Raw genomic sequence first — 21,735 nt, 5'->3', positions numbered from 1 at the left:
TGGTGTTAATGTGTAAAATAATTATGAATATTCATTAAGAGAGGGATTACATATGGAAAATAATTTAGATAGAATTAGGGATCAACGATTAAAAGATCGCGTAGTTACACCCGAAGAAGCAGCTTCATGGATTGAAAGTGGAATGACTTTAGGTTTAAGTGGATTTACACGTGCTGGTGATGTAAAAGCAGTTCCATTTGCACTTGTAAATCGAGTTAAGAATGATAAATCTTTTAAAGTAAATGTTTATACAGGGGCTTCCTTAGGTTCGGATGTAGATAAATTATTTGCTGAGGCAGGGATTTTAGGGAAAAGATTGCCTTTCCAAGCCGATGCAACTATGCGAAAAGGAATTAATAACGGAGACTTTTTATTTGTGGATCAGCACTTATCTCATACAGCAGAGTTACTCCGTGCTGACGTTATGGATATAGATGTTGCTATTTTGGAAGCGGTTGCGATTACTGAAGATGGTATGATTATTCCAACCACTTCAATTGGAAATTCCTTAGCATTTTCCTTACATGCTAAGTCTATTATCATTGAAATGAATATGGCTCAATCTACGCAATTAGAGGGACTGCATGATTTATATGAACCAGGTAAACAAGGGGTAAGACTTCCAATTCCGCTCGTAAAAACGGATGATCGAATTGGAACAATTGGTATCCCGATAAATCCTGAAAAAGTGAAGGGGATTGTGTTTACGAATCAACTGGATTCACCATCGACAATTGTTCCTCCAGATGAAGAAACTGTCATTATGGCACAACATTTAATAGAGTTCCTTCGAGAAGAAGTTAAAGTAGGCCGATTAACAAAGAGTTTAGCACCGTTACAATCGGGAATTGGTTCAGTTGCCAATGCAGTATTGCACGGCATGCTAGATTCGGAGTTTGAAGATTTAGAAGTGTATTCTGAAGTTTTACAAGATGCGGTCTTTGATCTAATGGACACTGGGAAAGTTAATTTCGCTTCCTGCTGCTCGATCACGCTTTCTGAAGAGAAAATGCAACAAGTATTTTCTAACTTTGAAAAATACCGAGACAAATTAATGATGCGCCCACAAGAGATTTCTAATCACCCTGAAATCATTCGCCGCCTCGGATTAATCTCGATTAATACTGCTTTAGAATTAGATATATACGGAAATGTTAACTCTACTCACGTTTTAGGTACAAAGATGATGAATGGTATTGGTGGTTCTGGTGATTTTGCGAGAAATGCACGTCTAGCTATATTTGTTACGAAATCAATTGCAAAAGGTGGTAACATTTCAAGTATCGTTCCTTTCGTTTCTCATGTAGATCATACGGAACATGATGTAGATGTTATCGTCACTGAACAAGGGTATGCTGACCTAAGAGGATTAGCGCCAAGAGAAAGAGTGGAACTAATTATTGAGAATTGTGTACATCCAATGTATCGTGACCAGCTAAGAGCTTATTACGAAGAAGCACAAACAAGAGGTGGACAAACTCCTCATGTTTTAGAAAAAGCTTTTTCTTGGCATACGAACTATGCTAAAAATGGAACAATGCTTGAAGCGGTAGTAGAAACTGTATAGGTGTGTATCGTACGAAATAGTAAAACGAATGAGTGAGCTTGAAGATTAAATTTTAGAAAAAGAGAACGCCGACTTTTAGGGATGTGAAGTGACCCCTAAAAGTTAGACACGGTTATTTGATTAGGCAGCTTGATAAAAGTGAGTCCGGTATTGTACCGGGCTCATTTTTAATTTTGCCTTAATCCGTTTCGTATTATAATAATCTATATATTTTTCTAATTCTATTTTAAAGTGCTCTACATTTTCAAATTCTTTTATGTAGAGGAACTCCGATTTCATAATCCCAAAGAAATTTTCTATTACTGCGTTGTCGTAACAGTTGCCTTTTCGAGACATACTCTGGACGATAGCTCTTGATTCTAGTGTACGGACGTATTGTCTCATTTGATAATGCCATCCTTGATCCGAATGCATCAGTAGCTGGTGCGTTTCAGGTAAACGTTCCAATGCTTTCTCTAACATGTCTGAAACAAGCGAATACGTCGGTCTAGAACCAATTGTATAGGTAATAATTTCACCATTATACAAATCTAATACAGGTGATACATACAGTTTTTCTCCAAACAATTTAAACTCTGTGATGTCTGTTACCCACTTTTGATTCGGTGCATCTGTATGAAAATTACGCTCTAAAATATTAGGTGCAATTCTACCGACTTTTCCTTTATAGGATTTATATTTCTTCATACGCACAACACACTTTAACCCAAGCTCTTTCATAATGCGCTGAACCTTCTTGTGGTTCACTTTCTGGCCACGATTCGTTAATTCATCACGAATGCGACGGTAACCATAACGACCTTCATTTTCCTCATAAATCGCTTTAATCTCAGCTTTCAAATCGGCATCTACATCTGGACGATTCATTTTCTTTACTAAATCATAATACGTGCTTCGAGGAATAGTAGCTAGCTCCACGAGTGCCTTCACCGAATATTTATGCCTTAATTCATAGATTACTTGCGCTTTGTCTTGTTTTGTGATTTTTCCTTGTTTTGAACTAAGGCATTTAACTTTTTTAAGTACTCATTTTCCATCTCAAGCTGTTTAATGCGTGCTTCAAGTGCTTCGACTGACCCTTCAGCTAAATGTTGTTTTAATTGTTTATTTGAATCTTTTTTCATGGATGGACGCCCCTTTTTCTTAGATTGAAGGGCATCAATTCCTTGTGTTTCGAGCTGTTTTTTCCAAACAGAAATCGTTGAAGGGGCAGGAATATTAAAGATAGCTGCCGTCTCAAATAAGGACATACCGTTTTCAATCATAAAGTTTAGTACGTCTAGTTTAAATTGTTGTGTGTAATTTGTACATCGTTTTAGAAAAGCTTCCAGACCATTCTGTTTATATTGGTTTACCCAATTCAAAATGATTGTGTCACTTATACCGAGCGATCTACCCATTTCTCGATAACTTTCATTTCCGTTCAAATAACGTAGAACGATTTGTATTTTTTCATCAGCTGTAAATTTAGCCATAGAAAAACTGCACCTCCAATTGTTAGACTGTGTCTAACAATTGGGGTGCAGTTCAATGGCGTTCTTTTTCTTTAAATAAATTGTTAAAAATCGTACTGATTATAATAAAGATTTATAAAAGTAATTTCTAAATTATGGAAATAAAAGGTTTTTTGAAGTGCTTTCCGAATCAATTTAGTAGTTTACATATTGAAAGTGAGGAAAAAGAATCATGAAGATAAGAGAAGCGTTATTAAGTGAAGCAAATGAATTAAGTGAATTCGCACTACATTCAAAAGCAACGTGGAATTATAGTGAAGAATTCATACTTGCCTGTAAGGAAGATTTAACAATTACGGAAGAGTACATAAAAAATAATTTTGTATATGTTTTAGAAAACGATAATACGAAGATTGGGTTGTTCTCATTTTTACATAACGATAAAGCTCTCGATTTCTTATACATTCATCCTCGTTACAAAGGAAAGGGGTATGGAAAAATAATGTGGAAGTTTGTAATAGAGTAAGCAAAGGAACTAGGAATAAAAAGCTTTACAATTGATAGTGATCCGAATGCAAAAGGATATTACTTAAAAATGGGAGCACAGTTAATAGGAGAGACACCATCAACTGTCTTTAAGGGTCGTTTACTGCCTCTTTTGAAATATGATGTGTAAAACTATTAATAGTAGGGGAAGATTAGAATGGATGATGTAAAGGAAAAAAGAATATATGAAGCACTAATAAAATCGTGGTCGATTGAAACAAGTTCAAAGTGGACAATTGAAAATCCAGCAAAGGGACAATGTGGTGTTACAGCTCTTGTCGTTCAAGACATATACGGAGGAGAAATTAAAAAGACAAAAGTAAGAGAGGTATGGCACTTTTATAACTTTATAGATGGGCAGAGATTTGATTTTACAGAGACTCAATTCAATGGGAAATTGAATTATATGGATGAAAAGTCAAATCGGGAAGAAGCATTTGCAGATACAAATGAAAAGCAATATAGCATTTTGAAGGAAAAAATAACAAAAGAATTAAAATTATCTTTTGACTCTTAATCTTTAATAAGTTACTATAATGGTGGTAACTTATTAAAGGGAACTTCATAGAGTTGAAAGGGGAAATACTTTTGAAAACAACTTATGTAAACGCTACAATTGTAACGATGAATGAACAAAACGAAGTGATAGAAAATGGATATATCATTGTAGAAAATGATCAAATTATAGATGTAAAGAGCGGAGAATTCGCTAATGATTTTGCAGTAGATGAAGTAATTGACATGAAAGGAAAGTGGGTTTTACCAGGGCTTGTAAATACACATACACACGTTGTAATGAGTCTCTTAAGAGGTATTGGCGATGATATGTTATTACAACCATGGCTTGAGACGAGAATTTGGCCACTTGAAAGTCAGTTTACTCCAGAGCTTGCGGTTGCTAGTACGGAATTAGGATTACTTGAAATGGTGAAAAGTGGTACAACATCATTCTCTGACATGTTTAATCCAATTGGAGTAGATCAAGATGCAATTATGGAAACGGTATCAAAGAGTGGGATGCGAGCTGCTGTTTCAAGAACTTTATTTAGCTTCGGAACGAAAGACGATGAAAAGAAAGCAATCGAAGAAGCTGAGAAATATGTGAAGCGTTACTATAACGAAAGTGGCATGTTAACTACGATGGTTGCACCACATAGTCCATATACATGTAGTGCAGAACTGTTAGAAGAGTGCGCTCGTATTGCAGTAGAAAATCAAACGATGGTTCATATTCATCTTTCGGAAACAGAGCGTGAAGTACGTGATATTGAAGCGCAGTACGGGAAACGTCCAGTAGAATATGCAGCAAGTTGCGGGTTGTTTAAACGCCCAACAGTTATTGCACACGGTGTAGTATTAAATGAAAATGAGCGTGCATTTTTAGCAGAACATGATGTTCGAGTAGCACATAACCCAAATAGTAATTTAAAACTAGGTTCTGGTATAGCAAATGTAAAAGCGATGCTAGAGGCAGGAATGAAAGTAGGAATTGCAACAGATAGTGTGGCATCTAACAACAATTTAGATATGTTTGAAGAAATGCGCATAGCGACTTTACTACAAAAAGGTATTCACCAAGATGCAACAGCGTTACCAGTTGAAACAGCTCTTACACTTGCGACTAAAGGAGCTGCTGAAGTAATCGGGATGAAACAAACAGGATCACTTGAGGTTGGAAAGTGTGCTGATTTTATTACGATTGACCCATCTAATAAGCCGCATTTACAACCAGCAGATGAAGTGTTATCGCACCTGGTATATGCAGCTAGTGGAAAAGATATAAGCGATGTAATTATTAACGGAAAGCGTGTCGTTTGGAATGGCGAATGTAAAACGTTAGATGAAGAGCGTATTATATTTGAAGCGAGTCGTTATAAACGAGGTTTACAAAGATAGATAATTATGTGGCAGTTGAAAAAGCTATCCTTTTTTAAAAGGATAGCTTTTTTCTCGAACGAATAAATATTCAAAAGAATGTCGCATCTTTCTGTTCATATTTCTGCTATAATATATTACGCTTTATAATATTTTATATTTAAGGAGAACAACTCATGAAGCGAAAAAAGAGCCATTTAATGGTAATGGCACTTGTTACATCTTTATTATTAACAGCTTGTAATAATAAAGCGGATAAAAGTGACATAGAGGTTAAAAAACAAGTGTTAAATGTAACAGTATCAGAAGAAATTCCTTCTCTGGACACTGTGAAAACAACAGATGGTACATCAGCGCACGTTATGCAGAATATATTTGAAGGGTTATATGTATTAAATGATCAAGATCAGCCTACTCCAGCCATAGCAAAATCGTTTAAAAGAAGTGAAGATGGTAAGAAATATACATTTGACTTGCGTAAAGATGCAAAATGGTCAAATGGGGATAATGTAACAGCAAATGATTTTATGTTTGCGTGGAAACGTGCAATTAACCCTGAAACAGCATCTCAATATGCGTCCATGCTCTTTTATGTAAAAAATGCGAAAGAGATTAATAAGGGAGCAATGTCTCTAGATGAACTTGGAGTTACGGTTATAAATGATTATAAGTTAGAAGTTGAACTAGAACAGCCAATTCCGTATTTTTTACAGTTGTTAGCATTACCTATATATTTACCACAGCATGAATCATTTTTGAAAGAACAAGGAAACAATTATGCATTGGAACCTAGTAATCTCATATATAACGGTCCATTTGTATTAGAAAAATGGAAGCATGAACAAGAGTTTCAATTAAAGAAAAATGCTACATATTGGGATCAAAAGAAAGTGAAACTAGACGAAATAAACTTTCATATCGTGAAGGATACAATGACAGCTGTAAATTTATATGAAGCCGGAGATTTGGACCGGGTACCTATTAATTCGCAAGTTGTAGACAAGTATAAGGGGAATAAGGAATTACATATGTCGAGTGATCCTGGAATTGCTATGCTTCGTTTTAATGAAAAAAATACAGCGTTAGCAAATAAAAAGGTGCGTCAATCTATTTCATTAGCGTTAAATAAAGATGATTTCGTTGCTCACTTTATTAATAACGGAGCAAAACCTGCAAGTGGACTTGTACCAGTTGGTCATGTAAATGAAGAGACTGGCAAAGATTTTAGAAAAGAAAACGGAGATCTTTCTCTATATGACTTACAAAAGGCGAAAAAGATTTGGGAAGAAGCGAAAAAAGAACTTGGAGTAGGCGAAGTAAACCTTGAGTTTCTAACATTTGAACAAGATAACGCAAAACGTATGGCAGAATATATAAAAGGTGACTTAGAAAAGTATTTGCATGGATTAACGATACAAATTAAACAACAGCCATTTAAGCAAAAATTACAGTTAGAACAAACAGGTGATTACGATATAACTATGGCAAATTGGGGACCTGACTATAAAGACCCAATTAGTTATTTAGAGTTATTTACGACAGGGAATCCGAATAATAAAATGAATTATTCTAATGTTCGTTACGATGAATTAATAAAGAAAGCGAAAACGGATTTTGTACTAGATAGGGAAAAACGATGGGAAGCGTTGCGAGAAGCCGAGCAGGTATTATTAGAAGATGCTGCGGTGGCGCCGCTTTATCATATTGGCTCAGCGTATGTACAAAAGGAGTATGTAAAAGGGATTGAAAAACATCAATTTGGTGGTGTTTATACTTATAAGAATGCTTATATTGCTAATGAATAAATACAAAAAACCTTACTTTTTAAAAGTAAGGTTTTTTACACATGAATTCTATTAAACCGATTTTAATAAAGCGTAAAAATTCGTATCATATGGGATATCATCTTGATACATATAATTTTTTAGAACGCCTTCTTTTTCAAAGCCTAATTTTAATAGTACTTTATTGGAAGCTTCATTTTCAAGAAATACAATTGCCCCGATCCGCTTTAAATGAATCGTATGGAAACCGTATGATATAACCTCAGAAACAGCTTCAGTCGCATATCCTTTTCCCCAGTGTTCAGGTAAAAAGGCATAACTTATATTGGCTCGTTTATGCTCAGAAGACCAATCGTGAAAACCAATGGTACCGATGAGTTCTTTCTTGTCTTTTAATTCGATTCCCCATTTTATACCGTTTCTTGCATTGTAACTGAGCTTAAAGTTATGAATGATTTGTTTCACTTGATCAACATCTTGTAACGGTTTTTGGCCATAATAGCGCAGTACATTAGTATTAGAAAAGCATTGTAGTATACGCGGTGCATCTTCTTCGGTAAGTTCTCTTAAAATGAGTCGGTCTGTTTTCAATATAGGAAACATGCTTTCACTCCATTTCTTTTGAAACTAGAATGTGTTGTTATTATATAATCTAGTCTGAAAATAAAGATTATTCAAGAGGGGAGTAAGGTTTTAATTTATGATAAAATTGATTGTGGAATATATTTCAAAAAGAGGTTTGTATATGGAGAAAAATTCAATTTTAATTGTAGATGATGATCAAGATATTGTTCAATTTATAAAAGTGAATCTAATGCAAGAAGGTTTTAAAGTTTTTAGTGCTCATAACGGAGAAGAGGCTTTAGAAATAATAAATAATAACAGTATTCAACTTGCTATTTTGGATATTATGATGCCTCAAATGGATGGTATAGAACTTTGTAGAAGGGTTAGAGAGAAACATAGTTTACCAATTATGTTTTTAAGCGCGAAATCATCGGATGTAGATAAGGTAATTGGATTTAGTACTGGGGCAGATGATTATATTGTGAAGCCGTTCAGTACAATTGAATTTATCGCAAGAGTGAAAGCTCAATTAAGAAGGTATACATATTTCAACCAAAATGCTGTTCAAGTAATGGAAAAGAAAATAAATATTAGAGGTTTAGAAATAGATGAAGTGTCGAGAACAGTAATGTTATATGGAGAAACAATGAATCTTACGAAAACTGAATATGATATTTTGTACTTAATGGCCGCTGCAAAGAATCGTGTGTTCACTATTGAAGAAATATATGAGAGCGTTTGGAAAGAAAGAGCCTATGAAAGTAATAATACAGTAATGGTTCATATTGCAAGATTAAGAAATAAAATTGAAGAGAATCCAAAAGAGCCGAAGTTTATTCAAAATGTTTGGGGAGTCGGATATAAAATTGAAGATTAAATCATTACAAGGCATTAGAGCTAAGTTTTTTATTGCATTCATATGTAGCATTTTGTTAGCAACTGTAAGTATAATAGCGTTTCAAATTGTAATTGGAAATATATATAGTCATGTTACTGCGTTAGAGGAAAAATATTCATTTTTATATTTTATAGTTTTTTTGATTTTTACTACAACATACTTTGCATTCATGACAAAAACGATGATGAAAAGATTATCTCAAATTAATAAGAACGTGAAGAAAATAAGTGATGGTAATTTTGAAATACATATACCTATTTCGAAAAGCGATGAGATTGGTGAACTAGCGGCAAATGTTAATAGAATGGCGAAAAGTTTAAAAGAGTCTATTGAGAATGAAAAAAAATCACAGGAAATGAAAAATGAAATGATTAGTAATATTTCTCATGACTTACGAACGCCAGTAACATCTTTAATAGGTTATGCGGACCTGTTAGGAAATAAACTTCATTCAAATGGAGAAGAATGTGAAGAGTATGTAAGTATATTAAAGCGAAAAAGTTATGAATTAAAAAATCAAGTAGATGATTTATTAGAATACTGTCAAATAAATTATAGAGAGATTGAATTACATAAAGATGAAATAGATATGAAAGCATTAATTGAACAAATCATGATTGACTTTGTACCACAATTAGATGATGCCAATATGAGCTTTTATATTAAAAGTGATGAAGTGCTACATGTAGAAGTTGATGTGGCACTTATAGTGAGACTATTTGAAAATGTAATAGGTAATAGTATTATGTATGGAAAAGATGGAAAGGAAATTGCAATTGGAATTTCCAATAAAACAATGAATGTTGAAGTAGAAATTAAAAATTTTGGAAAATGCATTCCGAAAGAGGACCTTCCTTACGTTTTTGAGAAATTTTATCGTAGTGAAAAATCACGTAGCTCTCATACGGGTGGGAAAGGAATAGGACTTGCAATTTCGAAAAGTATAGCACAGCTCCATCAAGGGGATATAACTGTACGTAGTAACGATAAAGAAACAGTTTTTACTGTAAAATTACCGCAGTATAAAAAAGTAAGAAAGTCGTAAGTATTTCTTTCATATGTCGTAATTTTTACTTTGTATCATTGAGAAAAAGGATATGAGAGTAGGGATACGACATGTGGAAGAAATTTTTATTAGTAATTATAGTTCCTTTTTTAATTATAAGTTGGAGTTTAATTTATGTAGCTAATGGTGTTACATCAGTCTTTGTTTGGTGGTGTATACAGGCTTTTAGTGTAATTTCAGTTTTTCTCTTAATAGGATCAGTAATAATGTTTTTTTTGAACGGCATTTTTAGAAAGCGGATAGATAGAACGCTACTTTTAATTATTCTGTTTTCTATCATTGGAGCTTGGCCTGTCGGTTGGTTTGCTAATATAGGTAGAATTGCTTATCCAGCAGATATACAATCGATGAGTCCTAAAGCAGTAGTTCGTGTTCCTTTGAATGAACGAGCATTGATAGGTTGGGGCGGTGATCGGTTAGAAACGAACTATCACGTTATAAAACCAAATGAAAGGTGGGCATATGATATCCTTATGCCGCCTGCTGAAGTGAAAAGTAGTATGTTAGAGGATTATGGAATATATGGAGCAGAAGTAATGGCACCAGCTTCTGGAACAGTTGTATCTATTAATAATGATGAAAAAGATGTAGTTCCAGGAGAGGATGATTTTCAGTCGATGGCGGGGAATCATATTTATTTACGACTAGATGAATCAGGGACATTTTTGATTCTTGCCCATTTAAAGAAAGGCTCAATTAAAGTGAGGGAAGACCAACATGTAAATGAAGGAGAGGTTCTTGCTCAAGTCGGTAACTCCGGAAGTTCAAGTGAGCCGCATTTACATATTCATCATCAAAGGCAGGATCCGTCCAAAGTAAATATGTTTTTTGCGGAAGGATTGCCACTTTACTTTCGAACTGAAAATGGTGTCATGATGCCGGAAAGAGGGACATACATAAGTGGTAAGTAGAAGAAAATCATTTCATCCAAAAAGGGTATTCCAAATTAAAATTGGAATACCCTTTTTTCATTACCCTACAAACGTTTGATACAGTAAGAAAATATTTAAAATGATAACGAGTGCTGCAATTATCCATGCGATAAATGTTGTTATACGGTGGTTAACGAGTGCACCCATAATCTTTTTATTACTTGTAAACATAATAAGTGGCACTAGTGCAAATGCAATACCAAATGATAAGACAACTTGACTCATAACGAGAGCGTAAGTTGGATTTACACCTAAAGCGATAATAACTAGTGGTGGAATCATTGTAATAAATCGACGTAAATATAACGGAATATGCATGCGAATGAATCCTTGCATAATAATATCACCTGACATTGTACCGACAGAAGAGCTTGATAAACCTGCTGATAAAAGTCCAATCCCAAATAATGCAGCCGATACAGGACCTACTAAGTTGGTAAATTGAGTGTAAGCAACATCTAAATCTTCAACGTGCATACCGTTTTTAAAGAATAGTGCAGCTGCTACAATTAACATACTTGCATTAATTGCTCCAGCGATAACCATTGCAATAATAATATCGATAAATTCGAAACGAAAAATCTTTTTCTTTTGTTCGTCAGTTGTTCCAACCACGCGGCGTTGTGTTAATGCAGAATGCAAGTATATTGCATGCGGCATAACTGTCGCACCTAAAATCCCTGCTGCAAGTAATATACTGTCTACACCTTGGAATTTCGGAATAAATAGTCCTGAAAGAAGGGGACTTAATTCTGGTTTTGCATAAAAAACTTGGATCCCAAATGCTATTACTACAATAAAGATCATCCCTGTAATAATAGCTTCTAGTGAGCGAAATCCTCTGCGTTGAAACTCAAGAATAATAAATGATCCGACTGCTGTAATTAAAGCAGCTGGTAACATAGGTATTCCAAATAATAAATACAATCCGAGTGCTGCCCCGATAAATTCAGCTAAATCTGTAGCCATAATAACGAGTTCACCTTGTATCCATAAGCCGATAGACACAGGCTTTGGAAAGTTTTCACGAGCTATTTCGGGTAAATTGTTTCCTGTAGCAATTCCTAATTTAGCCGATAAAGTTTGGATTAATACAGCCATTAAGTTAGAAGCGAATATAACCCATAATAGTAAATATCCATATTGTGAACCAGCTGCGATATTTGTAGCAAAGTTGCCAGGATCAATATAAGCAACGGACGCGATAAAAGCGGGCCCTAAAAATGGTAACAGTCTTTTCCAGCCTTTTGTTTCTCCACTTAAAGCTAAGTGAGCTGATTGTACAGTTGTACTTTCAGAAGGGAGATGTTCATCTTTTGTTATATCTTTATTCATAGTAGTTTTCCCCTTTAAAATGTTAACTTGATGAAATTATTGTATTTATTCTTACTCATTATTTCAATACATTTAAATATGTTATGTGATAATTTCATTTGAACACGAAAGTTTCCTTAATGCAAATTATATGCCTTTATGCAATGGATGGTGTGATAATGTAAAATGAATTGGGAGTTTATGGTGTGATGACATGGGGAAACATAGTGAATTAAAGGGCTGTTTTTGAAATTTATGTGAACATAAAGCCGATAATACAGCATATTAATTGATGGAATTGCATTTGTATGATATATAATATATTGGGATTACAACATAACCATAGTGTTTTGATGTGTAATCTTGTTTTTTTATTTTTGTTAACTGATAGAAAATAGTATAAAGAAAAGAAAATGGGATTCATTTTCTTATTATATATGTTTTGATATGAACGTTAACTTATACATGATTTTAAAAATTAGATAGGTGGTAGAAATACATTGGCAACTACAAAACCATACAGAGTATTACTATATTACATGTACACAACAATTGAAAATCCAGAAGAATTCGCGGCAGAGCATTTAGAATTTTGTAATTCACTTGAATTAAAAGGAAGAATTCTTGTAGCAAAAGAAGGTATTAACGGAACTTGTTCTGGAACTGTAGAGCAAACAGAAAAATACATGGAAGCAATGAACAATGATCCACGTTTTGATGGTATCGTATTTAAAATAGATGAAGAAGAAGGGCATGCATTCAAGAAAATGCACGTACGTCCTCGTCCAGAATTAGTTACACTTCGTCTAGAAGATGACATTAACCCACACGAAATAACTGGGAAGTATTTAGAGCCAAAAGATTTTTATGAGGCAATGAAACAAGAAGATACAGTTATCATTGATGCACGAAATGATTATGAATTTGATTTAGGACACTTCAAAGGTGCGATTAAACCTGATATTGAATCATTCCGTGAATTACCAGATTGGATTAGAGAAAACAAAGAAACACTTGAAGGTAAAAAGATTTTAACTTATTGTACAGGCGGAATTCGTTGTGAGAAATTCTCAGGTTGGTTAGTTCGTGAAGGTTATGAAGATGTAAGTCAGCTTCACGGCGGAATTGTAACGTACGGAAAAGACCCAGAAGTACAAGGTGAGCTTTGGGATGGACAATGTTACGTGTTTGATGAGCGTATCGCTGTACCAGTAAATCAAAAAGAACATGTTATCGTTGGTAAAGACCACTTTACAGGTGAACCATGTGAGCGCTATGTAAACTGTTCAAATCCAGAATGTAATAAGAAAATTTTATGTTCTGAAGAAAACGAAGCGAAATATTTACGTGCATGTTCTCATAAATGTCGTGTAAGTCCACGTAACCGCTACGTAATACAACATGAATTAACGGAAGAGCAAGTAGCTGCTGCATTAGAGAAAATCGAAGCAGGGAAGTAAGCTGAATTCGTATAATAAAAAGGTACTCCAAGCTTTATTTTGGAGTACCTTTTTTGTTATACGGTTCTGTCATTTGTCGGTAAGTCGATATATTTGAAAAATCGCTGATAAAAATTTTATTTACTGCAGCATACCACATATTTGGAAATAACCTTCTTTAATTTTTATCCTCTTTTTCTTTTACAGCAGACAGTACAGTTTGTTTTACCCATGCTTTTCTTCTTTTGTGCTGCACAGCCCATTGGTATAACCCTTGAGCGCCTAAAATAAGTGAAATGACAATGCCGCTAATCGCAATTAATAGAGCGAAAAATTCAAGAGGTGACGATATTTTGTTTGAATCGGTGTTTCTTAGAAGATCGATCATAGTAAACCCTAACATTTGGCCAACTACAGAGTAGAGCGTTAAAATTAATAATAAGAGACTATCTTTTTTTGAGGCGACATTTTCTTGATATTTAAACAAACTATCAAGATTTTGTTTCGCGTTCGAGTATAAAACCTCAATATTAAAAAGTTTTCTTAAGCGGAAGAAAATATCTTCACTTTGTGATTGAGATACTAATTCTAAAGAAAAATAATTAGCAGTGAACGAATTAATCGAATAAATTAATTTCTCTATTTCATTAGTATCTTGTTCAATATTTAGCTCAGCATAGGCGTTTGCCATTTTTAATAAAACAATTTTATGGAATAGGTTTAATAATAAAGCGTAATAAAATTCTCCGTACATTTGACTAGCAAGTTTATCGATTTCGCGTTCTCCTTCATTTGTTACACATGTAAAAATATGTTCTTCCATAATGAAATAACGATTTGGAGCCCATCTCTGGTAAGCGTGTTTTTTTAAATAGTTATGAATGTAAGGAAGGTTACTTGCACTCACATATGGCTTACCATCACTTGTTAATCCGGAAAGACTGGAAGTACGATAAACATCCACTTCATTAAGTTCCATACCTTCTTTTAGTGACAATAAAGTTTGGACGTACATTCTCTGGTCTTCAAAGAAAGGGAAGGTTTGAAAGTATGAACTTCTTAATCTCTTCTTTTCAAAGAAATCAGTTACGCCATGAAATAAATAACCAAAAATGAATTTTTCAACTTGGGAATACTTTTTTCCGTTACATTCAATACAAATAGACTCATTTGTATCAGTTTTAGTTTCAAGTACACGGAAGCGATCTGCGAATTCGATTGCTTCAGATAAAGTCATGTTTGGAGCAGTGTTTACTTCTGTTCGAATTGTTAAGAAGCCAAGTTCATAAGGACAAAGTGTTACATCAATAGAGTGTATCTTGAATGGAATTGAAATAAGGTTTGTTGTTAAATGTCCAGTTAAGTTAAGATCTTTTGAATAACGTTGCAAGCCCTTTTGATGCTCTGAGTGAGGAAAGAGAATTTTATTTGTAAATGAAAGATAGTATGCTTCCATATTTTGATGTGAAACTTTAAACTCCCCATAATATGTATTTTCATCATCGAGATGATCGAGCCGAAAAGGACGAAAATCGTTTTTTTGTAAGAAAGGGAACATATTTTGTTCATATCCAGTTTTAAACGAAAACGGGAATATAAATTGGAATATAGCTGTTGCTACACCTTTTTCCTCAATTGTTTGTATTGCCTCCATCTACATTGTTTCCTTTCCATATATGCTATAGAAACAACATGCCCAAATTTATTTGAAAATAACCACTGTTTTATACTCAATTGAGAGTGAAAATTCAGCTTATTTAGCAGAGGACATGTATAATGTTATGTATACTAAAAGTTGTAAAATTGTATTTTGAAAAGGGGGATGCTGTATGCGGATTTTAGTATTAGGCGCTGGTGGAGTCGGAGGGTTTTTTGGTGGCAGATTAGTCGAAAAGGGAGAAGATGTTACATTTCTTGTTCGTAGTAAACGGAAAAAACAATTAGAGGAAAGAGGACTTGTAATCCGAAGTGTTAACGGGGATTTTTCCTTCCAACCGAAATTAATAACGAAAGAAGAGAGAACTTCTCCATTTGATGTCATTTTATTTTCAACAAAAGCGTATCACTTAAACGAGGCTATTCAAGATTTGAAGCCGTTTGTTGGCGAAAATACTGTAATCATTCCATTGTTAAATGGTATCGCTCATTTATCACTACTACAAAAAGAATTCGGCGAAGAAAAAGTAATTGGCGGTTTATGCTTTATCGAGACGACGTTAAACGATCAAGGAGAAATTGTACAAACTAGTGCTGCCAACAGACTTGTGTTTGGAGAAATTAAGTCTCAAAATTCAGAAAGAGTAAAGCATATTTCTAAAGCATTTGCAGGTACGAAGTCTAGTTTTGTTTTAAGTGAAAATATTACGCAAGATATGTGGCATAAATATTTATTTATTACTGTAATGTCAGGTGTGACAACGTTAATGCGTGCACCAATTGGACCAATCCGTGAAAGTGAAGGCGGCCGTGATTTTATCCGTAATGTGTTTGAGGAATCTGTACAAATCATGAGAGTATTAGGAGCTCCAGTAAAGGAAAATATTGCCCAGGAACATATGAAAACGATTGATAAAATTTCGTATGATATGAAGTCATCGATGCAGCGTGATATGGAAAAGGGTTCATTTATTGAAGGGAAGCACTTGCAAGGATATTTACTGGATGTAGCAGAGAAATTTTCTATAGCGGCACCATTATTAGGAACTATATATCAAAATTTAAAGGTGTATGAAGAGATGACCTTTAACAAATCTGTAATAGAATTAGATGTATGAAAAAATAAAAAAGATAGCAATATATAAGTGTATTGCTATCTTTTTTATTTTTTTTGTATGACAAATCATTTATTTCTTTTCGTTCTATCTGTCAAATTTATTTCCTGTTCACGTTTACCATATAACTGATTAATTTCATTTGCTACTGCATCTAAATATGAATCGGAAAAAATAGGCTTCTTTTCTTTAGACATATGGGTCTCCTTTGTGGATTTTTTAGTATTCATTATGTATATTTCTCAGCGGATTATGCGCAATCATTTTAATTTTTTTCTTATTAAAAATTTTTGTTTACTTTTTGAAAATAAAGGAGTATTATAATCCACAGTTTCAATTTTCTAAATCGCTGAAACCGCATGGTACGGGGGACCCGTTTTTACGGATTAGTACATAATCCGATGGGGTGAATCCTTGAAAAAGGTAGGGCTACTCATAGGCCCGAATCCGACAGCTAACCTCGTAAGCGTTATATTGAGAAGGAAGGTGGAGCTTGTGCGACAAAAAAAATAATGTCTACAAGTCTATTTCGCTATGGCTTGTAGACATTTTTTGTTTTCTGAAGAAATAGTTTACTGGCTGTAACAAGCAGAAAAGTTCGTACAAAATTATTGGAGAGTGGACAGCATTGGTTTCATCTATTAAAAGATTTTTAATTGGAAGACCGTTAAAATCAACGGAGCTTGGAGAACAAAAGCTTAATAAAACGAAAGCTTTAGCTATTTTATCTTCTGACGCATTGTCATCAGTTGCTTACGGTCCAGAGCAAATTTTAATTGCTTTAGCAGGTGTTGGAGCGATCGCCTATTGGTATTCCATTCCGATCGCTGTTGGGGTATTAGTATTATTGACAGCCCTTATTTTATCTTATCGTCAAATTATTTTTGCTTATCCGCATGGCGGGGGAGCGTATGTTGTATCAAAAGAAAATTTAGGGATGAATCCAGGCTTAATTGCTGGAGGATCTTTATTAGTTGACTATATTTTAACTGTTGCGGTAAGTGTGTCCGCGGGTACAGATGCAATTACTTCTGCGTTTCCTAGCTTACATGCACATAACGTAATTATTGCGGTTATATTTGTTATATTAATTACGATATTAAATTTAAGAGGAGTAACGGAATCAGCTTCCGTGCTAGCATATCCTGTTTATTTATTCGTTTTAGCACTATTTATATTAATTGGTGTGGGCATATATAATATTTTAACTGGTCATGTTTCACCTACTTTACATGCGCCGATTGGAACACCAGTTGCAGGAATTAGTTTATTTTTATTACTAAGAGCATTTGCATCAGGTAGTTCTGCTTTAACAGGTGTTGAAGCAATTTCAAATGCAATTCCGAACTTTAAAGATCCTGCGCCAAACAATGCTGCAAAAACATTGCTTGCAATGGGTGCATTACTTGCTGTGTTATTTTCAGGAATTGTATTTTTAGCTTATTATTACGGAGTGACTCCGAGTAAAGAAGTAACAGTTGTTTCTCAAATTGCTGAACAAACATTTGGACGTAATTTCATGTACTATTTCATACAAGGTACAACAGCTTTAATATTAATTCTCGCTGCTAATACAGGCTATTCTGCATTTCCTTTATTAGCGGTTAACCTTGCAAAAGATAAATTCATACCGAGAATGTTTACGATTAGAGGAGACCGTTTAGGTTACTCAAACGGTATTATTATACTTGGAGTTGCTTCGATTATTTTAATTGTAGCTTTCCAAGGACAAACAGAACATTTAATTCCACTATATGCAGTAGGTGTATTTATTCCATTTACACTTTCTCAAACAGGGATGGTATTAAAATGGCTTCGGGAAAAACCTGAAGGATGGGCTTTAAGATTAACGGTTAATTTAATTGGTGCAGTTATTAGTTTTATCGTAATGAGCATGTTCTTTTTAACTAAATTTGCACAAGTTTGGTCGATACTTATTTTCTTACCTGCAATCATATTCTTATTCCACAGAATTAAGAAGCACTATGATGCGGTAGGTGATCAGTTAAGTTTAAAAACTTGTGAACCACTTGTTCCGATTAAGGGAAATGTAATCGTCGTTCCGGTAGCTGGTATGACTCACGTAGTAGAAAATTCATTGAACTATGCTAAGGCTCTTTCGGCAGATCAAGTTATTGCTGTATATGTTGCTTTTGACAGGGAAGAGGAAAAGAAATTTGAAGAGAAATGGAAAAAGTGGCAACCTGAAGTTAGGCTTGTTACATTACATTCTCATTATAGAAGTATTATCCAACCGCTAACGAAGTTCATCGATACAGTGCAATATAAGGCAAGTGAATCGAATTACCGCGTTACGGTCGTTATACCACAGTTCATTCCGAAAAAAGGTTGGCATAACATTCTTCATAATCAATCCAGTTTACTCATACGTGCGTATTTACTTTATAAAAGAAATGTTGTTATTACGACAGTTCCATATCATTTGAAAAAATAAGAAGATTTTTTAAGGATAGCTTCGTGAAAATGAAGCTATCCTTTTTGTGTATATGCTATGCATAATTGCATACGGGCTCGAAAATTATATTTATATAATTTTATCAGTTATTTTCAAGTAGTGTTTTCTGTTGTGATATGTAGATATTTCAATCTATAAAGTGAATCGGATTATATTTTGAAATAAGGACACGAAAGCTTGAAAATAAAGGGAATGAAAATACTTCTTTACGTTATATAAACAGCTGTGTTTAAATGACCTTACAGTACAAAACATATATGAAAACAAAACGAAATTTCATATTTACGTATATTGTTTAGTTTAAAATGAATAATATTTTTATGTAATATATTCACTGTGTGAATGTGGGGATTTCGATGAAATAGAAAATTTATACAATATTATTCATACTAAACACATATGAAAAATAATAAAATGTTTTGTGACGATAAGTAAGTACTGTAGCAATACGAGAGAGGTGGTTCGTACATGGATCGCGGTGAGAACGTTCTCTATTTTAACCATCTCAAATTATAGGTAAGAAAATAGAATAATAAAATGCGATAGTAATAGTTGCTAATACATAGGAGGAGTTAAAGTGAAAAAGACTTTAATTACAGGGTTATTGGTTACAGCAGTATCTACGAGTTGCTTCATTCCTGTAAGCGCTTACGCTAAGGAGGGGCAAACGGAAGTGAAAACAGTATATGCACAAAATGTAATTGCTCCAAATACATTATCCAATTCAATTAGAATGTTAGGATCACAATCACCGCTTATTCAAGCATATGGATTAATTATTTTACAACAGCCAGATATTAAGGTAAATGCGATGAGTAGCTTAACGAATCATCAAAAGTTTGCAAAGGCGAATGTACGAGAATGGATTGATGAATATAATCCGAAGCTAATTGACTTAAATCAAGAGATGATGAGATACAGCACTAGATTTAATAGCTATTATAGTAAGCTCTATGAATTAGCAGGAAACGTAAATGAAGATCAGCAAGCAAAAGCAGATTTTATGAGTGCATATGGAAAATTACAATTGCAAGTACAAAGCATCCAAGAGAGTATGGAGCAAGATTTATTAGAGTTAAATCGATTTAAAACAGTATTAGACAAAGATAGTAACAACTTATCAATTAAAGCCGATGAAGCAATAAAAACACTGCAAGGATCAAGTGGAGATATTGTGAAATTAAGAGAAGATATTAAAAGAATTCAAGGTGAAATTCAAGCTGAATTAACTACTATTTTGAATAGACCTCAAGAAATCATTAAAGGTTCTATTAATATTGGTAAACAAGTATTTACAATCACAAATCAAACTGCACAAACGAAAACAATCGATTTTGTTTCTATCGGTACTTTAAGTAATGAAATTGTAAATGCTGCAGATAGTCAAACGAGGGAAGCAGCTCTTCGCATTCAACAAAAGCAAAAGGAGTTATTGCCACTTATTCAAAAGTTATCACAAACTGAAGCAGAGGCGACTCAAATTACATTCGTTGAAGATCAAGTAAATAGCTTTACAGAATTAATTGATCGTCAAATTACAACTTTAGAAACGTTATTAACGGATTGGAAAGTTTTAAATAATAATATGATTCAAATTCAAACAAATGTCGAAGAAGGCACGTATACAGACAGTAGTTTACTTCAAAAACATTTCAATCAAATTAAAAAAGTAAGTGATGAAATGAATAAGCAAACAAATCAATTTGAAGATTACGTTACAAACGTTGAAGTACATTAAACAGAAAAATAATTAGCGATATAGGGAGAGAAGAAAAATGACAAAAAAACCTTATAAAGTAATGGCTCTATCAGCACTTATGGCAGTATTTGCAGCAGGAAATATTATGCCGGCTCATACGTATGCAGCTGAAAGTACAGTGAAACAAGCTCCAGTTCATGCGGTAGCAAAAGCTTATAATGACTATGAAGAATATTCATTAGGACCAGAAGGCCTAAAAGATGCAATGGAAAGAACAGGTTCAAATGCTTTAGTAATGGATCTGTACGCTTTAACAATTATTAAACAAGGTAATGTTAACTTTGGAAATGTATCGTCTGTTGATGCGGCTTTAAAAGGGAAAGTAATTCAGCACCAAGATACAGCTAGAGGAAATGCGAAGCAATGGTTAGATGTATTAAAACCACAGCTTATTTCAACGAATCAAAATATCATTAACTACAATACGAAATTCCAAAACTATTATGATACTTTAGTTGCTGCAGTTGATGCAAAGGATAAAGCGACTCTTACGAAAGGCTTAACTAGATTATCAAGTAGTATTAATGAAAATAAAGCACAAGTGGATCAGTTAGTAGAAGACTTGAAGAAATTCCGAAATAAAATGACTTCGGATACGCAAAACTTCAAGGGTGATGCAAATCAAATTACATCTATATTAGCTAGTCAAGATGCAGGAATTCCGCTATTACAAAATCAAATTACAACGTACAATGAAGCAATTAGTAAATATAATGCAATTATTATCGGTTCATCTGTTGCGACAGCTCTAGGACCAATTGCAATTATCGGTGGTGCAGTAGTTATTGCTACGGGCGCAGGAACACCGCTAGGAGTAGCATTAATTGCAGGTGGTGCAGCAGCTGTAGGCGGTGGTACAGCTGGAATCGTATTAGCGAAGAAAGAGCTTGATAATGCACAAGCAGAAATTCAAAAGATAACAGGACAAGTTACAACTGCGCAATTAGAAGTAGCTGGATTAACGAACATTAAAACACAAACAGAGTATTTAACAAATACAATTGATACTGCAATTACAGCGTTACAAAATATTTCAAACCAATGGTACACAATGGGATCAAAATATAATTCTTTACTTCAAAATGTGGATTCAATTAGTCCAAACGACCTTGTTTTCATTAAAGAAGATTTAAACATTGCGAAAGATAGCTGGAAAAATATTAAAGACTATGCAGAAAAGATTTATGCTGAAGATATTAAAGTAGTAGATACGAAAAAAGCATAATTGAATACGAATCGTTAGAGCGTTAAGTGTTGATGAATGATTTGAAGCTCCTGTTCAGTTGT

17 protein-coding genes, 1 pseudogene and 1 riboswitch are annotated in these 21,735 nt (G+C 33.9%); of the genes and pseudogenes, 13 read left to right on the top strand and 5 right to left on the bottom strand.

The window, feature by feature from the left end:
* The first annotated feature begins 52 nt into the window (after window positions 1–52).
* Window positions 53–1,567 (top strand): acetyl-CoA hydrolase/transferase family protein, encoded by a 1,515-nt coding sequence (locus MHI28_RS07825; RefSeq protein ID WP_000429792.1) that lies wholly within the window; start codon window positions 53–55, stop codon window positions 1,565–1,567.
* Window positions 1,568–1,687: 120 nt separating this feature from the next.
* Here the strand turns inward: MHI28_RS07825 and MHI28_RS07820 are convergent.
* Window positions 1,688–3,042, bottom strand: a protein-coding gene (locus tag MHI28_RS07820; RefSeq protein WP_208730123.1) for an IS3 family transposase whose coding sequence is annotated in 2 segments (ribosomal slippage) — window positions 1,688–2,589 and window positions 2,589–3,042 — 1,356 coding nt in all. Because the reading frame shifts where the segments join, the coding sequence is not laid out codon by codon here.
* Window positions 3,043–3,253: 211 nt separating this feature from the next.
* Here MHI28_RS07820 and MHI28_RS07815 point away from each other — a divergent pair.
* From MHI28_RS07815 to MHI28_RS07800, 4 genes and pseudogenes are all read left to right on the top strand, one after another.
* Window positions 3,254–3,697 (top strand): annotated as a pseudogene (locus MHI28_RS07815) (GNAT family N-acetyltransferase).
* A 27-nt stretch (window positions 3,698–3,724) separates the two neighbouring features.
* On the top strand, window positions 3,725–4,084 hold the full coding sequence (locus MHI28_RS07810) for a YunG family protein (protein WP_000342908.1): 360 nt from the start codon (window positions 3,725–3,727) through the stop codon (window positions 4,082–4,084).
* Window positions 4,085–4,137: 53 nt separating this feature from the next.
* On the top strand, window positions 4,138–5,463 hold the full coding sequence (locus MHI28_RS07805; protein ID WP_002083246.1) for a bifunctional S-methyl-5'-thioadenosine deaminase/S-adenosylhomocysteine deaminase: 1,326 nt from the start codon (window positions 4,138–4,140) through the stop codon (window positions 5,461–5,463).
* A 155-nt stretch (window positions 5,464–5,618) separates the two neighbouring features.
* Window positions 5,619–7,247 carry a peptide ABC transporter substrate-binding protein gene (locus MHI28_RS07800; protein ID WP_000823502.1) on the top strand — a complete coding sequence of 543 codons (1,629 nt, stop codon included), beginning with the start codon at window positions 5,619–5,621 and terminating at the stop codon, window positions 7,245–7,247.
* A gap of 51 nt (window positions 7,248–7,298) precedes the next feature.
* Here MHI28_RS07800 and MHI28_RS07795 read toward each other — a convergent pair whose 3' ends face one another.
* On the bottom strand, window positions 7,299–7,829 hold the full coding sequence (locus tag MHI28_RS07795) for a GNAT family N-acetyltransferase (RefSeq protein WP_000483974.1): 531 nt from the start codon (window positions 7,827–7,829) through the stop codon (window positions 7,299–7,301).
* A gap of 142 nt (window positions 7,830–7,971) precedes the next feature.
* Here MHI28_RS07795 and MHI28_RS07790 point away from each other — a divergent pair, with 142 nt between their 5' ends.
* The 3 genes from MHI28_RS07790 (at window position 7,972) to MHI28_RS07780 (ending at window position 10,668) form a co-directional block, all read left to right on the top strand.
* On the top strand, window positions 7,972–8,670 hold the full coding sequence (locus MHI28_RS07790; protein WP_000414529.1) for a response regulator transcription factor: 699 nt from the start codon (window positions 7,972–7,974) through the stop codon (window positions 8,668–8,670).
* Window positions 8,636–9,736, top strand: a complete 1,101-nt coding sequence (locus tag MHI28_RS07785) for a HAMP domain-containing sensor histidine kinase (RefSeq protein WP_170952490.1) — start codon at window positions 8,636–8,638, stop codon at window positions 9,734–9,736. The genes MHI28_RS07790 and MHI28_RS07785 overlap by 35 nt, the downstream gene beginning before the upstream one ends.
* Window positions 9,737–9,807: 71 nt before the next feature.
* On the top strand, window positions 9,808–10,668 hold the full coding sequence (locus MHI28_RS07780) for a M23 family metallopeptidase (protein WP_000265527.1): 861 nt from the start codon (window positions 9,808–9,810) through the stop codon (window positions 10,666–10,668).
* A 60-nt stretch (window positions 10,669–10,728) separates the two neighbouring features.
* On the opposite strand, the gene MHI28_RS07775 is transcribed toward MHI28_RS07780, so the two are convergent.
* On the bottom strand, window positions 10,729–12,024 hold the full coding sequence (locus tag MHI28_RS07775) for an Nramp family divalent metal transporter (protein ID WP_001030674.1): 1,296 nt from the start codon (window positions 12,022–12,024) through the stop codon (window positions 10,729–10,731).
* 479 nt (window positions 12,025–12,503) lie between these two features.
* Here MHI28_RS07775 and trhO point away from each other — a divergent pair, with 479 nt between their 5' ends.
* Complete coding sequence (gene trhO / locus MHI28_RS07770; RefSeq protein ID WP_000246235.1) at window positions 12,504–13,463, top strand: oxygen-dependent tRNA uridine(34) hydroxylase TrhO; 960 nt, start codon at window positions 12,504–12,506, stop codon at window positions 13,461–13,463.
* Between the two features lie 157 nt (window positions 13,464–13,620).
* Here the strand turns inward: trhO and MHI28_RS07765 are convergent, their stop codons facing one another.
* Window positions 13,621–15,096, bottom strand: coding sequence for a hypothetical protein (locus MHI28_RS07765; RefSeq protein WP_000387459.1), 1,476 nt, complete (start codon window positions 15,094–15,096; stop codon window positions 13,621–13,623).
* A gap of 175 nt (window positions 15,097–15,271) precedes the next feature.
* Here MHI28_RS07765 and panE point away from each other — a divergent pair, with 175 nt between their 5' ends.
* Window positions 15,272–16,216, top strand: a complete 945-nt coding sequence (gene panE, locus MHI28_RS07760; protein ID WP_001221905.1) for a 2-dehydropantoate 2-reductase — start codon at window positions 15,272–15,274, stop codon at window positions 16,214–16,216.
* Window positions 16,217–16,281: 65 nt separating this feature from the next.
* Here panE and MHI28_RS07755 read toward each other — a convergent pair whose 3' ends face one another.
* Window positions 16,282–16,410, bottom strand: coding sequence for a hypothetical protein (locus MHI28_RS07755; RefSeq protein WP_000031873.1), 129 nt, complete (start codon window positions 16,408–16,410; stop codon window positions 16,282–16,284).
* A 140-nt stretch (window positions 16,411–16,550) separates the two neighbouring features.
* A riboswitch (cyclic di-AMP (ydaO/yuaA leader) is annotated at window positions 16,551–16,697 on the top strand.
* A gap of 144 nt (window positions 16,698–16,841) precedes the next feature.
* Here MHI28_RS07755 and MHI28_RS07750 point away from each other — a divergent pair.
* The 3 genes from MHI28_RS07750 to nheB all read left to right on the top strand — a co-directional run bounded on the left by MHI28_RS07750 (window position 16,842) and on the right by nheB (window position 21,673).
* Window positions 16,842–18,668, top strand: a complete 1,827-nt coding sequence (locus MHI28_RS07750) for an APC family permease (RefSeq protein ID WP_000254886.1) — start codon at window positions 16,842–16,844, stop codon at window positions 18,666–18,668.
* A 598-nt stretch (window positions 18,669–19,266) separates the two neighbouring features.
* Complete coding sequence (gene nheA / locus MHI28_RS07745; RefSeq protein ID WP_000751828.1) at window positions 19,267–20,427, top strand: non-hemolytic enterotoxin NHE subunit A; 1,161 nt, start codon at window positions 19,267–19,269, stop codon at window positions 20,425–20,427.
* A 37-nt stretch (window positions 20,428–20,464) separates the two neighbouring features.
* Window positions 20,465–21,673, top strand: a complete 1,209-nt coding sequence (gene nheB, locus MHI28_RS07740; protein ID WP_000162968.1) for a non-hemolytic enterotoxin NHE subunit B — start codon at window positions 20,465–20,467, stop codon at window positions 21,671–21,673.
* Window positions 21,674–21,735: the final 62 nt, after the last annotated feature.

Source organism: Bacillus sp. FSL K6-0268 (genome assembly GCF_038005425.1).
GTDB lineage: Bacteria > Bacillota > Bacilli > Bacillales > Bacillaceae_G > Bacillus_A > Bacillus_A thuringiensis_S.
Note: the sequence above shows the minus strand (reverse complement) of the source record. Positions and strands in the feature narration are given on the sequence as shown.

What these genes read in the sequence shown, in the direction of transcription:
- MHI28_RS07795 (WP_000483974.1), bottom strand. Translation starts at nt 7,829, where the DNA reads ATGTTTCCTATATTGAAAACAGACCGACTCATTTTAAGAGAACTTACC.
- MHI28_RS07780 (WP_000265527.1), top strand. Translation starts at nt 9,808, where the DNA reads ATGTGGAAGAAATTTTTATTAGTAATTATAGTTCCTTTTTTAATTATA.
- MHI28_RS07755 (WP_000031873.1), bottom strand. Translation starts at nt 16,410, where the DNA reads ATGTCTAAAGAAAAGAAGCCTATTTTTTCCGATTCATATTTAGATGCA.
- MHI28_RS07810 (WP_000342908.1), top strand. Translation starts at nt 3,725, where the DNA reads ATGGATGATGTAAAGGAAAAAAGAATATATGAAGCACTAATAAAATCG.
- MHI28_RS07765 (WP_000387459.1), bottom strand. Translation starts at nt 15,096, where the DNA reads ATGGAGGCAATACAAACAATTGAGGAAAAAGGTGTAGCAACAGCTATA.
- MHI28_RS07775 (WP_001030674.1), bottom strand. Translation starts at nt 12,024, where the DNA reads ATGAATAAAGATATAACAAAAGATGAACATCTCCCTTCTGAAAGTACA.
- MHI28_RS07790 (WP_000414529.1), top strand. Translation starts at nt 7,972, where the DNA reads ATGGAGAAAAATTCAATTTTAATTGTAGATGATGATCAAGATATTGTT.
- MHI28_RS07825 (WP_000429792.1), top strand. Translation starts at nt 53, where the DNA reads ATGGAAAATAATTTAGATAGAATTAGGGATCAACGATTAAAAGATCGC.
- nheB (WP_000162968.1), top strand. Translation starts at nt 20,465, where the DNA reads ATGACAAAAAAACCTTATAAAGTAATGGCTCTATCAGCACTTATGGCA.
- panE (WP_001221905.1), top strand. Translation starts at nt 15,272, where the DNA reads ATGCGGATTTTAGTATTAGGCGCTGGTGGAGTCGGAGGGTTTTTTGGT.
- MHI28_RS07800 (WP_000823502.1), top strand. Translation starts at nt 5,619, where the DNA reads ATGAAGCGAAAAAAGAGCCATTTAATGGTAATGGCACTTGTTACATCT.
- MHI28_RS07785 (WP_170952490.1), top strand. Translation starts at nt 8,636, where the DNA reads ATGTTTGGGGAGTCGGATATAAAATTGAAGATTAAATCATTACAAGGC.